We start from the raw sequence: 15,007 nt of genomic DNA, 5'->3' as shown, positions 1-15,007 counted from the left end.
CTTGCTGTTTTGCGCGCCTGCGCGCGCGGGGGGCCGCGAGCAGCTCGCTCGTTGCGTTGCGCTGCCGATTCACGTCGCGCATGGAAGGATGTGCGACGATCGGAGCGCGGGCGGGTGATCACGAACTCAGGTTCCGCCAACGGCACATCTTGTTTGCGCTTCGGATGCCCACCCACATCCGCGCGGTCTCGGTCGCGCAAGGCGGATCGTTTGAAACAGGTGCGCTCACCGGCGCAGTCGCAGCAGGTTCAAGCCTGCTCATGGACTCATCCGGAGTCATGGGCCACTCGGGCGACGGCAATCCCGAGTACATCGCGGAACGCACCGCCGTTGCAGCCGTTGCCGGCGGCACCGCCTCCGTCCTCGCAGGTGGCAAGTTCGCTAACGGCGCAATAACAGGCGCGTTTGCGCAGCTGTATAATGCGGAGGCAGTTGATGAAGTCCAGCAGAAGCTCCAGGCAGTTGCCGACGATGCCATAAAAAAAATCGATGCTGCAGGGGATGCGGCATTTTCTGACGATCAGCTAGCTGCTCAAAAGACCAAACCTTGGCGTCGTGCAATGCACCGAGGCTACAATATCGACGCGGCCGTCCGCGACGCGATAGTAGATGATCCATTGTTAGGTCGGTTGACGGGTAGAATAAACGGAGGAGTGGATTTGACGGACCCTGCTACAGGTTACCGGTATGAAATGACCACCACCGGCCAGTGGCCGACGAAGGTAGCGAAGTATGGTAGCTTGAATCTCTTCCACATCAATACGTCTCGTGCTCTGTCTAAGGCGGCCAACGTGTTGAGTGTCGTGGGAGCAATAATTGACATCATCACTGGCAGACAGTTTGATACATTCTGCCAAGCCAATCCCTCAACATGCTATCCAAAGCGAAAGGAGATATATTAGTCGCAATGCGGAAAGCCTCACAAACCGATGGCAAGTTCCTTAAAGCTAGATGGTGCGGGGTGAACTCCGATCTCTGTTCCGTCTCGCCGTTTGGATTTACAACGACCGGTGCGGCTGATTTCCGGGGGGCCACTGCCGATGGGCGCTCATTCGAGAATGCCACGTTCGAGAACGTCGATTTTTCGTATAGCAACTTGACGCGCGCTAGATTCATCGCCTGCCGTTTCGAGAACTGCGCTTTCAAGAATGCCAATCTCGTGAGACTCTACGTCAAAAAATGCGAGTACACAGATTGTGATTTTTCCGGAGCGGATTTTCGCCGGGCCCTTCTGGGAGTGTTCGGGACAACAATGCGACGTTGCGTTTTCGACGGTGTGAAAACCGCGGAATGCAGCCCCGTAAACCTCATATTCGAGAATTGCAGCTTCCAAGGTCGCGACTGGCGAAGGATCAGATTTTGGGCAGCAGGATTCTGGAACTGCTCTTTTGTCGGGGACGTTGACGCCGTTGAATTTAACGGCCATGGATTATTATACCCCTATATAAATTGGCTGGGTTCGCCGCTACGAAGTGGACTGCATGATGTCTCGTTTGAAAACGCGAGGCTGCGGTTTGTCGGGTGTAAGGATGGCTGCACAATTGAAAACGTGCAAATGCCTGTAGACGGGAGTTCGTTCATTGGCGATGTTGCCGGTCTGGTCTCATTGGAAGGGCAACTCACCTCGCAGCCGCGATTGCTGGATGGTATCCGCGAGTATTTCCAGGTAAAGCATCTGAAATCCCAGACTAAGCAGATAGTAAACAGAGACGACCTCGAAATCCTGAATACGCCGAAACTCGCTGACGAACTTTACGAACTGATGCGTACTCGAACCGCAATTAGACCTTCTTAAGCACAAGGGCCGGATGGCGTGCGAGCCTGGAGCGGGATTGCTCGCTCCACCGCATGCGTGCTGCGCAATCTTTATTATAGGATGCGCGCGTACGTGCCGATCGGTCAGATCACGTGGGGTATTGCAAACCGGGCAATCCAATCGCTGCGGCGGTCAAGGTCGGCCTGCACGCGGTTGTGGGCGGCGCGGTCTCGGTCGCGCAAGGCGGATCGTTTGAAACAGGTGCGCTCACCGGCGCAGTCGCGGCTGGATCGAGCCTGCTCATGGACAGCTCCGGTCTCATGGGCCACTCGGGCGATGGTGTGCCTGAGAACGTTGCAGCCCGCACTGCCGTCGCAGCTGTCGCCGGCGGCACAGCCTCCGTCCTCTCCGCCGGCAAGTTCGCCAACGGTGCCATCACAGGTGCGTTTGCGCAGTTGTATAATGCGGACTGGACGAGCACCGAGCCACCCCCGGGGACTTCGATTACCCTATTTCCGTGTATTCAATGCATCGCGACAACCCATTTCTCCCGTAACTGGGAAGCCGGTGCCGGACAAATCAGACTTTGCGCACTATCCGGTTAATCCTCTTAAACCTATTCAAACATCCCCATAAACCTATTCGTATAGAGGAATCCGCAATGACACAAATGAAGGTCTATAAGATTGGAGAAGAGCTGGTCTCGATATCTGTCGAATTGCAGTATCTTCGAATGTTTTTCGCGTCTCACGCGATTGCCTTCTCAGAATTTAAATTGACCCCACCCTCCACAGATGTATTGATTGAGTTTGACATGTGGGAGCGGAGTGGTGATTTAAACGTATTATGGCCACTTATTGGCGTATCTTCCTCGCAAGCATTGATGGATGATCAGGTATTTACACTGCATTTCGATAACGGAGTGGAGATGTCTTGTCGCAATGACTGGCGTACTCCGGAACTCGTAAACATTTATCGTCTCGGGGTTGTTGAGAGGAATGAAATGATGAGATATCCGGCCGACTTGCCATTAGTACCCGATTACATCCCTTAGTTCAGGATATTACGCACCCTCGGCGAGGGCAGAACGTATTTCCACAACGGAGCGGGATAAGAGAGGAGTGGAGGGCTGGCGATCAGTGGCGGCGCGTTTGGTGATTTTAACCGCGCCGAGGAAATTCTTGTTACGCATTCCACGTTGCATCCGCGCTCCGCCGATCCGTTCGTGCAGGACATCACAAACTTCCAGGCCTTCAACGCCTATGCGTTGATTGCGCTTCCGACTCTCCTTGCTGAGAGCCGGCCGGAAGCGCTTAGAGCCGCGCGTTGCGGCCGGCTCCGCGAAGCGGAGTCGCAACGCGCCAACCAAGGCGTGCAGAGCAACCCGCTGTCCTGTTCTTGCGCTTCGGATGCCCACCCGCATCCGCGCGTCACCGACCCTTCAGGCTTCTTCCTCAAGGGCCTGTTCAAGGCCATCGGCAGTGTGTTCAGAGGTATCGGTCGTGTCTTTGCTCATGCCGCTAAAGCCATCGCTAGATCATCAATAGGAAGAGCGATCCTTCAGATCGTGGCCTGTGCCAATCCCGCGGCTGCGTTTACGTGCGCGCCAGCGGCGGCGGGGCTCACTTTGCTCGCAGGCGGAACACTCAAGCAGGCGTTTATTTCCGCAGCTTTGGCATTCGTGCAAGTCGGTGCGAGTAACGGCGGCATCATCGACATTTGGGGTAAGGTCGGCGACGCGGTGGTCCTCTCCGGCACGGGGCCCGTCGGCACCGCCTTGTCGCACGGCGTGGTCTCCGGTGCGATCTCGATGGCCCAGGGCGGCTCGTTCGTCAGCGGGTTCATGTCCGGTGCGGTCGCGGGCGGCGTCGGCGAGATCTCCGGCGGACTGGGTGAAGCCGGTCAGTTCACCGCGACCGTCGTCGCAGGCGGTACGGCCTCGGTGCTCTCAGGCGGCAAGTTCGCTAACGGTGCCATCACAGGTGCATTCGCGCAGCTGTATAATGCTGAAGCTGGCCCGGAGTGGTATAAGAAAATTCGACAGCAGCATCTAGATGGCGTGCGCCAAGCTTCGGAATATTATAATAGCCTGCCTGGATGGAAGGTGCTGACCGAACCAGGCGCTGAGATTGCGACGTATGTGGCTGGCTTTGATACGCCCCGATTTTATGATCTTCTCGTGCAAGATCCCCAAGGGGCCATTGTTGGAATTGAAGTCAAGACTTCGGTTAGCAACGACCTTCGGCTGGACCCACACCAAGTCGACAAGGATGTCGCCGTTCAGTTGTTAGGAGGGCGCACAACGACAGGACTATCTGTGAGTCGACCCGCCTATTATGGAGTTGGGTTCATATCGACATTGGAAGCCGGTTGGTCTGGATTTAAACTGGAGTCGAGATTGAAAGCTGCCGGCGTTGAATTGCAGACGTGTGGTTATAAGGGCTGTAGCAAGTGAGATTGAGTGCAAACGACCGCGCCGTGATCTCTCGCGAATTGTCAGAACTCGGATATGGTGAAGTTCGTCGATACGAATATAAGGGCGACTGGAGTAATGATGACGTTTATCACAAGTTGCGACTCGTCGAAGCACCGTTCGCCGGTGGAGTAGTCGATAATGTGCTGTCGTATCGGTTCTGGTTCGGAAATCCTGGCGCCGACCATTTCTGTGCAACGTGTGTCAGAAAATATGGGCCACCAGCTTTTTCAGGTTTCCACTTTTCACCTGAATGTCCAACAGTCGCGACGTTCACCGGTACGCGCGGCTCTTACGAGTTGTGGTACTTGGATACGGCCCAATATGATGCCAAGGGACTGGCAGAGGCACTCAAATTGGAGTTGCAAGAAGCTGTGCTAAGCCGCGTCCGATCAATCACCGACCTTGAAAGTCTTTACGCGGCCGCCGTCGGACTTGTCGGTGATTTTCCTTGGTACAAAGTGAACGCTTTGATGCGTACAGCGCTCATCATCTATCTAGGTGTACGTCAGAGACGTGATCCCGATGAAATCGCGGTTGCTGCAATTCAAGCGTCAAAGGGCATCAGCTGGAAGGCTCAAAATTTGCCTGGCCGAACCGAAATGGAAATTATAGAGGGTATTTGGACTGACGCGGAAGCAAACGCATAGTCCGCAATGCGAAGAACCGTAGGGCGAGCTACGACCTCAACGGCGACATGGTGGCGGGTGACGGGCGCACGATCACCTGGTCGGCGTTCGGGATGCCAACCCACATCGAGAAGGGCACCAACAGCATCGATCTGGCGTATGGCCCTGGCCGGGGTCGCTTCAGGCGGACCGATGTCAACCAGACCGGCACCACGACCACCTATTACATCGCGGGCGGAAGCTTTGAGGTCTCGGTGGCCCAATCGGGTCTGAAGACGCAGCGCGCCTACATTGCGGGCACCGCCGTCGTCATGCGCTCCGAGAGCGCACCGGCCACCTGGGGCGTCTCGCAAACCCGCTACCTCCTCAAGGATCACCTGGGCTCGCTTGCCGCCGAGGCCGACGATCAGGGCGTCATCCAGCAGAGCTACTCGTTCGATGCCTGGGGCAAGCGCCGTCAGGTCGACTGGACCAGCTATACGCCGTCCAATCCCTTCAACTGGCAGCTCTCGCAGGTCACCCGCGGTTATACTTTAGAGGTGCGTGCGACTCTCCTGCGTCGAGCCGGCCGCACGCACATGCCACGAGCAGCTCGATAAGCGCGGATGCTTGTGGGCATCCGAAGCGCGGCTGAGGTGTTGGTCTCATCCACATGAACGGGCGCGTCTATGACGCCGACATCGGCCGCTTCCATTTTAGTGCGCGCTCCGGATGCCCACGCTGCATCCGCGCTCCGCCGATCCGTTCGTGCAGGACATCACAAACTTCCAGGCCTTCAATGCCTATGCGTTGATTGCGCTTCCGACTCTCCTTGCGGAGAGCCGGCCGGAAGCGCTTAGAGCCGCGCGTTGCGCCCGGCTCCGCGAAGCGGAGTCGCAACGCGCCAACCAAGGCGTGCAGAACAACCCGCTGTCCTGTCCTTGCGCTTCGGATGCGTTGACGCGTGGAATCGAATGGTTGATGGTCTTTTTGGTGGTAAACTTTGCCCGACATGCGGTAGCGAAGTCTATGGTGACCCAACCAAAGGTCAGTCGCGTGGCAATCCAAATGGTTGGGACTTGAGCCATCAGGGCGAGGGCGGTTCTTGGTCGAATAGAAGTTTCCCTGATGACACTACACGCAACGATGTAATTAGAAACTACAATGTTGGGGTGGAGGGTGAATGCATACAATGCAATCGGTCTGGTGGGAACAATGACACTCGCTTCAACAATAGAGCACCTCTAGTGGAAGGTGGCGGTCGAGACCCGAGCGCTGCAGGCGCAGGTGTGGAAGGTTTGCAGCGATTGCGAGGCGGCGGCGGTGGCAACCCGAAATTCGAACCTCCCGAATTGTATTGAAAGAGCGGTTGATGCGAACTCAAGCTACCCTGGTCGAACATCTTGAAGGTTTCGTTGGACCGATACAGCGCGGCTGGAATGGACAACAAGTGGGTGAAAGATGGCCTTTCCAGATCGTGCAACTAAGTGGACGCACAGAGGGCTCGGCAACGACGCTTGCAACGTTGGGATTGAGTTCGGTGCCTCTGCGAAATTCAGGGCAAAGTGTTCGTCAAGAGCTGCTACTTTTTCTGGGAGCAAGCAACTTTAAGAACGCGCCAGGGATAGTTCAACAAGTCGCATCCGAAGTGGTCGACTCCGGTACGGCGTTGTCCGTTGGTCAGGTCTTGGGACCCAGAGGAATACTGTTTGAGGGTTCTACCGTATCCGCGTTTCTCGCTTTGGACGCGGACAGCCTGATACCGGGCGTCGGGCTATTTCGAAACAAAAAATTAGGCGAGGTTAAATTTATTGGATTGTTACCTATTACTTCGGAAGAAGCAAACTATGTTAAGCGCGCAGGACCAGCGGCGTTCATGAAAGAAATTCTAATTAGAAAACCAGATCTTTTCGAATTCCGCAGAAAGTCCTGGGTGAAATAGATAGCTGAGCTACTAGCGCACTGCGGGTAGAGCTATTTGCTGCCGGTATTGCGATGATCAAGTGGGCAACAGAGCCCTCGCCGAACTCGACGGCGGCACCAGCGGTCAAGTCGGAGCCGGAGTATTTATTGATGCTGCAGAAGAATGCTCGATTGCAGTGGCTAATTCCGACTGGGAAAAACAACATTTCCCCGCGCGGAGCCCGGTTCAGTACGGTAGCAAAATTTGACCAGCAAGGAGATAATTGGACAGAGGACGCATGGAGTCTAGTGGTGCAACCTGTGGCATGGCCGGATGATCGAGGAGAGCAAGACGTCTTCGTGCAGTTTCTTTCTGCTAGTGCTCCTCATGGCTTTCTTTTGAAAGGCAGCAAATTTGAATTGCATGAGGGCGCAAAGGTTATTGCGGTGGGCATGATGACTTGAATTTTGCTTGCATCGTTGAACCCGTGCGCCGGAATGGGCAACGAACAGTTTGATGACGACGCCTTGTTCTCGGCGCGTCGTGCTAGTTGGCCCGGTCTCATGCAAGTTTAGGCCTTAGGCCATCGGCAGTGTGTTCAGAGGCATCGGTCGCGCGTTTGCGCATGCCGCCAAAGCCATCGCACGGTCGTCCATAGGCAGAGCTATCCTGCAGATCGTGGCCTGTGCCACGACAGGACCGATCGGATGTGCGGCGGCGGGAGCTGCGCTCACCCTGGCGGCGGGCGGATCGATCAAACAAGCCCTCATAGGGGCGGCGATCTCCTTCGTGCAGATAGGTGCGTATTCCGGGATCCATCAGATCATCGGGGGCATTGCCGACAGGGCGCTCTCTGCGGCGGTCAAGGTCGGTCTGCATGCGGTTGTCGGCGGCGCGGTCTCGGTCGCGCAAGGCGGATCGTTCGAAACAGGTGCGCTCACCGGCGCAGTCGCAGCAGGGTCGAGCCTGCTCATGGACTCATCCGGAGTCATGGGCCACTCGGGCGACGGCAATCCCGAGTACATCGCGGAACGCACTGCCGTCGCAGCTGTCGCCGGCGGCACCGCATCCGTCCTCTCCGGCGGCAAGTTCGCTAACGGCGCCATCACAGGTGCGTTTGCGCAGTTGTATAATGCGGAGGGTGGAGGCCCCGGTATGGGCCACAACGGCGGCCCTGCACTTGAAGGTGCAGCCGGGGAAGCTGCCACGGCAGAAGGCGCTCTCGGATACGTGTTCAGGGGACTTGGTCGTGTTTTTGGTCCTCTCGCTTTTCTAATTGATATGACCGGACCCGCCGGCGGATCGGGCGACCAGTATTCTCGAGTAGAGATGAACAGATTGCGGGGAAATGCGTTTCGTGACGCGGTTGCCGCCGGGTTAGAGGCGGAAGGACGCACAGTCGAAGTGGAGGTTTACAAAGCAACGCCCTTTGGTCCGCGGTTCATTGATATCGAGGTGAGTTACCAGGGTCAGGTACAAGGCGGGATAGAAACGAAATTGGGCAGTTCACGTTACACAAATTTGCAGAACCTGAAAGATTGGTGGCTTAGAGTGGCAAGAGGTTACAAGGTCAATATTGTTCGAGGCAAATGAATGAGCGATCGACCAAACGACATTCTTTTGGAGGTTGTCAGAGTCTGCGCGATGGCTTTGAAACCCCTTGGCTTCAAGAAATCGGGAAACTCACTAAGTCTAATAAACAAAGGCAATCTTGGATTAATTGAATTTCAAAAAAGTCGCACCAACGACGAACGTATTCTTCGTTTCACCGTAAACTTGGCTGTGGTAAGCGCGAAGCTGTTGGACAAGTTCGAACCGTCCATCAACAAGGCGACCAGCGCAAACGCGCACCTGCGTCTGCGTTTGGGAATGTTGCTGCCCAAAGTTCTCAAGGATCAATGGTGGGAGATTTCTGCAAAGGAGTCCGTCGATCAACTGGCTGCAGAGTTATCTAATGCTCTTGTTCAGTATGGCGCGCCTTATGTTTGCTCACACATCTCAGATGATCAGCTCGTGGAGTTGTGGATGTCTGGCCAATCTCCGGGAATAACAGAGTTTCAGCGGAACTCGTATCTCCAAAAACTGAGAGATGGAGCATGTAGATCGTAGCGCGAAGAGCCGTAGGGTGAAATGGTGCCGACAGGCCTCGGTCGGCTGTCAAGCTCGTCGAGTTAAATTCGCTGGGCCACTGTCTGTTCTCTGAGCTTCACAAACGGATGACCTAGAGGGTCTCTGCCTACGTGCAGAACAACCCGCTGTCCTGTCCTTGCGCTTCGGATGCCCACCCACATCCGCGCGCCACCGACCCTTCGGGCTTCTTCCTCAAGGGCCTGTTCAAGGCCATCGGCAGTGTGTTCAGAGGCATCGGTCGTGTCTTTGCTCATGCCGCCAAAGCCATCGCACGGTCGTCCATAGGCAGAGCTATCCTGCAGATCGTGGCCTGTGCCAATCCCGCGGCTGCGTTTACGTGCGCGCCAGCGGCGGCGGGGCTCACTTTGCTCGCAGGCGGAACACTCAAGCAGGCGTTTATTTCCGCAGCTTTGGCATTCGTGCAGGTCGGCGCGAGTAACGGCGGCATCATCGACATTTGGGGTAAGGTCGGCGACGCGGTGGTCCTCTCCGGCACGGGGCCCGTCGGCACCGCCTTGTCGCACGGCGTGGTCTCCGGTGCGATCTCGATGGCCCAGGGCGGCTCGTTCGTCAGCGGGTTCATGTCCGGTGCGGTCGCGGGCGGCGTCGGCGAGATCTCCGGCGGACTGGGTGAAGCCGGTCAGTTCACCGCGACCGTCGTCGCAGGTGGCACCGCCTCTATCCTCGCTGGCGGAAAGTTCGCTAACGGCGCGATCACTGCGGCCTTCGCGCTGATGTATAACAAATGGGCCCATCCGAGTAAAAATCTGATTACACCCGAGCAGGCTCTGGAAAACCGCGAGACGTTGAAAAGCGTCGCCTGGGCCCTGATTCCAGGATCAGATGTCTATGACTGCTTCTCGGCCCAGTGCTCTGGTTGGGGTTGGGCCGCCGCCGCTGCCGGCGTCATGCCGGGGCCGGGGAAAGCTCTCGGTAAAATATCGGAAGCAATAGCTGCAGGGCATGCATTCACAAAGCACATCTTGGCGTTTGGGGAATTCAGAGGGTTAGGTATTCGTACTCGAAAGCAGTTCGCGGATCATATAGAAAGTGTGATGAGAAATCCCACTGCGAGCAAGAGTCTGTCAGGGGGGCGTTCAGCTTACTGGGATGATGCCTCGAGTACAGTGATAATTCACAATCCGAGAGCTTCCGATGGAGGAACCGCCTTCCAGCCAATAGATGGAAGAAAATGATACGACCAGCTGAGGTGATAAAATGCGAGTCATTAATTTGGAACGTTTGAAAGCGGTAGTTGAGTTTGATCTGCGTGAGGTTCTTTTGATTAACAATGCTCTAAATGAAATTTGCCACGGTCTGGAGATATTTGAGTTTGACACGAGAATTGGAGTGGCTCGGGATAAAGTCGAGTCTCTAGGCGCCGAATTCACATCATTGCTCGATAAATTGGTCGATATAACTGGAGAAAAAGCAGCTCAAGAATTTTTTGATGAATGACAGCGTTGCACGCTTGCTCGACTTAAGGAGTTATAATTAGCATCGATCTGGCCTATGGCCCTGAGCGGGGTCGATTCAAGCGGACCGATGTCAACCAGACCGGCACCACGACCACCTATTACATTGCAGGCGGAAGCTTCGAGGTCTCCGTCGCCCAATCGGGTCTGAAGACGCAGCGCGCGTACATCGCGGAACGCACCGCCGTCGCAGCCGTTGCTGGCGGTACAGCATCCGTCCTCGCAGGCGGCAAGTTCGCTAACGGTGCCATCACAGGAGCGTTTGCGCAGCTCTATAATGCCGAGGGTGGGGCAGACCTCGTCAATAAGAAATTCTATCACGATAAGGCAGTTGGAATCGTCGCCAAAGATATGGAAGAGCAAGGCTGGAAGATATTGCATAACGAGGTCGAAGACGGTCGGCTCGGCACGAGGGTTCCAGGAGGCGGCATCCGGTTCTATGATCTCATTGCAAAGAGTCCGGCCGATGGTCTGAACTACGGGGTCGAGGTCAAAACGACTTATGGTAATGAATGGGGCTTGCGATGGTCGCAGGTGTATAAGGACTTCCAAGTGGCAAAGCATGGCGCGATGACGACAAATGGGCAGATAATTGTAGAAGGTGTGAGCTATGCTGGCGCAACGATCGGCGGCATGAGGGCAGCGGTTTGGAGCACAACGGTCATGCGACAACTCCTCTTGAACTCGGGCGTGAGGACTTGGCCGCAGCTCTGGGTGGGCGACGGCAAATGATCAACATCAAGCCGCCTGCCTATCCGTTGGAGGATTCACCGGCGAAGTTCGCAGCCGCCAAAGCTATTCTGACGGGACGTGGCTACACGCACATAAAAAAGCGCGCAGAGCGCGAGTACTTTCGCGCGCCCTGGAGTACGGAAGATGTGCAGCATCTTGTGATCGCCACAAACGGAGGCAGGTCCAAGCAAGGTTTAGGCCTAAGGTATGCCCTCTATAACGATGAACTCGAACAGTTCAGCGTCGATTGCGTCGTTATATATAGGCGGCTAGATCCTTCCGATTGGACCAAGAACAAGCGCGGGTTTTGTGCGCTGGCGTTCGCCACCTTCACGCGGGCCAGGCAAGGTCCAGGAAGGTCACCTTGGGGCATCTTCCTGTGCGACTATGCGACTGACGAGATCGTTGCCATGGTCAAAGACAAGCTGGATCGTGAAATCGAACCATCATTGAAATCCGTCACAGATATCCGAACATGGTTCGAGGCACTCGCTACCGACTCGGATGCCTTTCCATGGTGGCAGGTGTCCCCAGAAGTGAGGGCGGCGCAAGCCGTGGCTCTTGGAGCTCGACTCGGCATGAGCGATCAAGAGATCAAGGACAAGTTGATGCTGCAGAAAGCGCATATCGCGGGTCCTGCCATACGCGGGTTCTCGGCCGAAGAATATCTCGACTTCGTCATTCAGGCCGCCCAGAAATTCAAACCGAACTAGCAGTACGACTGGCCTGCGATAGCGAAGAGCCCGGTCCGGACATTGGATCTCAATGCTGTCCGCCGGAAGTGCTTGCCTGTTCAAGGCCATCGGCAGTGTGTTCAGAGGTATCGGTCGTGTCTTTGCTCATGCCGCTAAAGCCATCGCTAGATCATCAATAGGAAGAGCGATCCTTCAGATCGTCGCCTGTGCGACGACGGGACCGGTTGGATGTGCGGCGGCGGGAGCTGCACTGACACTGGCGGCGGGCGGATCGATCAAACAGGCCCTCATAGGGGCGGCGATCTCCTTCGTGCAGATAGGTGCGTATTCCGGGATCCACCAGATCATCGGGGGCATTGCCGACAGGGCGCTCTCTGCGGCGGTCAAGATCGGTCTGCACGCGGTTGTCGGCGGCGCGGTCTCGGTCGCGCAAGGCGGATCGTTTGAAACAGGTGCGCTCACCGGCGCAGTCGCAGCAGGGTCGAGCCTGCTCATGGACTCATCCGGTGTCATGGGCCACTCGGGCGATGGCAATCCCGAATACATCGCGGAACGCACCGCCGTTGCAGCTGTCGCCGGCGGCACAGCCTCCGTCCTCGCAGGCGGCAAGTTCGCCAACGGCGCCATCACAGGCGCGTTTGCACAGCTGTATAATGCGGAGGGTGGAAGGGACTGGTTTAGCAGTCTCTTTGGTGAAGACGTTGTCGATGGCTATTATACTCTGCAAGGCAGAGCTCTGGCCAATAAAGTCCAAAATGCCTTAGGCGGCCCAGAGGATCGAGCCTGGAAATCTCGAACGACCGCTGTCTTAACGCTCGACGAGATGACGACTGTCTCAGGGCAATCGGGCATTCGACACTTGGTATCGACTTCATACGAGCGCGGATTTACTTTGGAGCAAATGTCGATCATCGAAGCGTCTGGAAATGCGATTGCAATTCCAAGTGCACCCCGTTCAGACTTCAACAGCCATCATGCTGAAATAAATGTTCTTGACTTTGCAGCCGCAAATGGGTTGAGGGGCATTGGCTTGTCGATAGCACCACGAGACTCTTGCCCCTCTTGTACTTTCAATTTATTGACTCAATATGGTTGGTTCCGGAAAAGAAGGTGATTCATGCCAACAAGCGCCTTAGGGGCCGCCTTCAACGACTACCAGCGCCGTTCTATGGTCGCATTACTAGACCTGCCCTCTGATAATCATAAACTTGCATTTTGCGTCGCATGCGGGGAAAGGAATGCTCACCTGCTTTTCAGCTGCTTAGCAGGAAAAGAAATGTACTCCGACGCGCAATATATAATTGGTGAGATATGGAAGACTGCTACCAAAACTGAATGTGAGAGTGACTCTATAGGACTATTGGCAATTAAAGCGCAGGAGCTTTGCGCGCGGATGATGGAGCAAGATCCTCCACTACCAGAGGAGGCGGCTATCTTTTGTGATATAATTCAAAATGCTATCCAATATGGCCAGACAAGAGATATTGCGTTTGCAAAAAAATGCGGATCTTGGTCGCTTGAAGCAGTTAAGGAATGCCTCAAGAGAAAATATACCCAACAACTTTGGGCTGAGTTAGGACCCGACTGGATCGCAAGCAACAAGCATTCATCGGATTACACCAAGTTGATGAATGGGATTGACGATAAGATTGCAAATGATCCCGCATTTATGAATGAAATAGCTGCGCAGATCTCGGTGCTCCGGGTCTTAAAGGATCATTCGACAGTTTCAGTCGATTGTGTATCATCGGTGCGCGATCACGTTCACGGAAGTTTGGGTTTGTAACTTGAGAACGCCTGCCGTCAGGTCGACTGGACCAGCTATACGCCGTCCAATCCCTTCAACTGGCAGCTCTCGCAGGTCACCCGCGGCTATACTTTAGAGGTGCGTGCGACTCTCCTGCGTCGAGCCGGCCGCACGCACATGCCACGAGCAGCTCGATAAGCGCGGATGCAGCGTGGGCATCCGAAGCGCGGCTGAGGTGTTGGCCTCATCCACATGAACGGGCGCGTCTATGACGCCGACATCGGCCGCTTCCATTTTAGTGCGCGCTCCGGATGCCCACGCTGCAACCGCGCTCCGCCGATCCGTTCGTGCAGGACATCACAAACTTCCAGGCCTTCAACGCCTATGCGTTGATTGCGCTTCCGACTCTCCTTGCGGAGAGCCGGCCGGAAGCGCTTAGAGCCGCGCGTTGCGGCCGGCTCCGCGAAGCGGAGTCGCAACGCGCCAACCAAGGCGTGCAGAACAACCCGCTGTCCTGTCCTTGCGCTTCGGATGCCCACCCGCATCCGCGCGGTCTCGGTCGCGCAAGGCGGATCGTTTGAAACAGGTGCGCTCACCGGCGCAGTCGCAGCAGGTTCAAGCCTGCTCATGGACTCATCCGGTGTCATGGGCCACTCGGGCGATGGTGTGCCTGAGAACGTTGCAGCCCGCACTGCCGTCGCAGCTGTCGCCGGCGGCACAGCCTCCGTCCTCGCAGGCGGCAAGTTCGCCAACGGCGCCATCACAGGTGCATTCGCGCAGCTCTATAATGCGGACGGCATCGGAAAGAGCATTGCGATAGGCGGGGGTCGTGCACTTGGTGCAATATTCGGGGGAGTCGTTGGTTCAGGAGCGGCAGGACTGTGCACAGCTGGAACTTACGGAGCATGCGGAGCCGTAACTCCCGGTATCATAATGACCGGTGTAGTTGGCGGAGCATTGGTTGGCGGACAAACCGCAGGTGTGATCTATGACTTTGTTACTGATCCATTTGGATCGGCGGTCTATAGTGATGCCGAAACCGGACCTGTAGCTGGCGGCGGCGCTTCGGTTGATAATCTATCACCGGGGGATATTTCTCGGATCCAGAATGCTGCTGATCGATATGGAACAAAAATTACCGTGGTAGGAAGCCGAGCCGCGGGAACTGCAGGGCCAAATTCGGATTGGGATTATATACTTGAAGGCAAATCTCCAGGTCGAATTGGTCAGAGCCTACCTGGCGGTTCGAGGGGACTTGGTGAGCCACGGGCGCAAGACTTCGACCAAGGGCCTGTGAGAACTGATCAGCCGCATATCACATTCACGCCGAGATAAGACCATGTCAGAAATCACAGCAAAATTGCTGACGACTCCGCACAACTACGCGGTAGTCCAGCTTCCTACACGAGCGTTCCCCGGTGTCGTTGTGCAGGGCGATAGCTTAAACACGCTATTGTCAATGTTAACGCGAGCAAAGGACTCAATGGA

At 55.8% G+C, this 15,007-nt stretch carries 19 protein-coding genes; 18 read left to right on the top strand and 1 reads right to left on the bottom strand.

From position 1 onward, the window contains the following. The 13 genes from R3D51_17930 to R3D51_17870 all read left to right on the top strand — a co-directional run. Window positions 1–902: hypothetical protein (locus R3D51_17930; GenBank protein MEZ5901362.1), on the top strand; the 902-nt coding region annotated here is incomplete at its 5' end. A 5-nt stretch (window positions 903–907) separates the two neighbouring features. Next, window positions 908–1,795, top strand: a complete 888-nt coding sequence (locus tag R3D51_17925; GenBank protein MEZ5901361.1) for a pentapeptide repeat-containing protein — start codon at window positions 908–910, stop codon at window positions 1,793–1,795. A 113-nt stretch (window positions 1,796–1,908) separates the two neighbouring features. Next, window positions 1,909–2,361: a hypothetical protein gene (locus tag R3D51_17920; protein MEZ5901360.1), complete on the top strand. Its 453-nt coding sequence runs from the start codon at window positions 1,909–1,911 to the stop codon at window positions 2,359–2,361. Window positions 2,362–2,417: 56 nt separating this feature from the next. Next, a complete protein-coding gene (locus R3D51_17915; GenBank protein MEZ5901359.1) occupies window positions 2,418–2,810 on the top strand; it encodes a hypothetical protein in 393 nt (130 codons plus the stop codon). 171 nt (window positions 2,811–2,981) lie between these two features. Further along, window positions 2,982–4,211 (top strand): hypothetical protein, encoded by a 1,230-nt coding sequence (locus R3D51_17910; protein MEZ5901358.1) that lies wholly within the window; start codon window positions 2,982–2,984, stop codon window positions 4,209–4,211. Window positions 4,212–4,213: 2 nt separating this feature from the next. After that, window positions 4,214–4,879, top strand: coding sequence for a hypothetical protein (locus R3D51_17905; GenBank protein ID MEZ5901357.1), 666 nt, complete (start codon window positions 4,214–4,216; stop codon window positions 4,877–4,879). A 47-nt stretch (window positions 4,880–4,926) separates the two neighbouring features. After that, a complete protein-coding gene (locus tag R3D51_17900; protein ID MEZ5901356.1) occupies window positions 4,927–5,457 on the top strand; it encodes a hypothetical protein in 531 nt (176 codons plus the stop codon). Window positions 5,458–6,209: 752 nt separating this feature from the next. Continuing rightward, entirely contained in the window at window positions 6,210–6,779 is a 570-nt protein-coding gene (locus R3D51_17895; GenBank protein MEZ5901355.1) for a suppressor of fused domain protein, read from the top strand. Window positions 6,780–6,832: 53 nt separating this feature from the next. After that, window positions 6,833–7,204 carry a hypothetical protein gene (locus tag R3D51_17890; protein ID MEZ5901354.1) on the top strand — a complete coding sequence of 124 codons (372 nt, stop codon included), beginning with the start codon at window positions 6,833–6,835 and terminating at the stop codon, window positions 7,202–7,204. Window positions 7,205–7,334: 130 nt separating this feature from the next. After that, a complete protein-coding gene (locus R3D51_17885) occupies window positions 7,335–8,333 on the top strand; it encodes a hypothetical protein (GenBank protein MEZ5901353.1) in 999 nt (332 codons plus the stop codon). After that, window positions 8,334–8,849 carry a DUF4304 domain-containing protein gene (locus R3D51_17880; protein ID MEZ5901352.1) on the top strand — a complete coding sequence of 172 codons (516 nt, stop codon included), beginning with the start codon at window positions 8,334–8,336 and terminating at the stop codon, window positions 8,847–8,849. A gap of 131 nt (window positions 8,850–8,980) precedes the next feature. Beyond that, the gene (locus R3D51_17875) at window positions 8,981–10,066 is read left to right on the top strand and encodes a hypothetical protein (GenBank protein ID MEZ5901351.1); all 1,086 of its coding nucleotides are present in this window, start codon (window positions 8,981–8,983) and stop codon (window positions 10,064–10,066) included. A gap of 37 nt (window positions 10,067–10,103) precedes the next feature. Beyond that, window positions 10,104–10,328, top strand: a complete 225-nt coding sequence (locus R3D51_17870) for a hypothetical protein (GenBank protein MEZ5901350.1) — start codon at window positions 10,104–10,106, stop codon at window positions 10,326–10,328. Here R3D51_17870 and R3D51_17865 read toward each other — a convergent pair. After that, window positions 10,307–10,726, bottom strand: coding sequence for a hypothetical protein (locus tag R3D51_17865; GenBank protein ID MEZ5901349.1), 420 nt, complete (start codon window positions 10,724–10,726; stop codon window positions 10,307–10,309). The two genes, R3D51_17870 and R3D51_17865, sit on opposite strands and share 22 nt — an antisense overlap. Here R3D51_17865 and R3D51_17860 point away from each other — a divergent pair. The 5 genes from R3D51_17860 (at window position 10,721) to R3D51_17840 (ending at window position 14,854) form a co-directional block, all read left to right on the top strand. After that, window positions 10,721–11,077 (top strand): hypothetical protein, encoded by a 357-nt coding sequence (locus R3D51_17860; protein ID MEZ5901348.1) that lies wholly within the window; start codon window positions 10,721–10,723, stop codon window positions 11,075–11,077. The two genes, R3D51_17865 and R3D51_17860, sit on opposite strands and share 6 nt — an antisense overlap. After that, on the top strand, window positions 11,074–11,790 hold the full coding sequence (locus R3D51_17855; protein MEZ5901347.1) for a hypothetical protein: 717 nt from the start codon (window positions 11,074–11,076) through the stop codon (window positions 11,788–11,790). Before R3D51_17860 ends, R3D51_17855 begins: the two co-directional genes overlap by 4 nt. Before the next feature lie 52 nt (window positions 11,791–11,842). After that, window positions 11,843–12,886 (top strand): hypothetical protein, encoded by a 1,044-nt coding sequence (locus R3D51_17850; protein MEZ5901346.1) that lies wholly within the window; start codon window positions 11,843–11,845, stop codon window positions 12,884–12,886. A gap of 3 nt (window positions 12,887–12,889) precedes the next feature. After that, the gene (locus R3D51_17845; GenBank protein ID MEZ5901345.1) at window positions 12,890–13,558 is read left to right on the top strand and encodes a hypothetical protein; all 669 of its coding nucleotides are present in this window, start codon (window positions 12,890–12,892) and stop codon (window positions 13,556–13,558) included. Window positions 13,559–14,050: 492 nt separating this feature from the next. Then, window positions 14,051–14,854 (top strand): nucleotidyltransferase domain-containing protein, encoded by an 804-nt coding sequence (locus tag R3D51_17840; GenBank protein ID MEZ5901344.1) that lies wholly within the window; start codon window positions 14,051–14,053, stop codon window positions 14,852–14,854. Window positions 14,855–15,007 lie beyond the last annotated feature (153 nt).

This window comes from Hyphomicrobiaceae bacterium (assembly GCA_041397645.1).
GTDB lineage: Bacteria > Pseudomonadota > Alphaproteobacteria > Rhizobiales > Hyphomicrobiaceae > Hyphomicrobium_B.
This window is presented reverse-complemented; position numbering and strand designations above follow the sequence as displayed.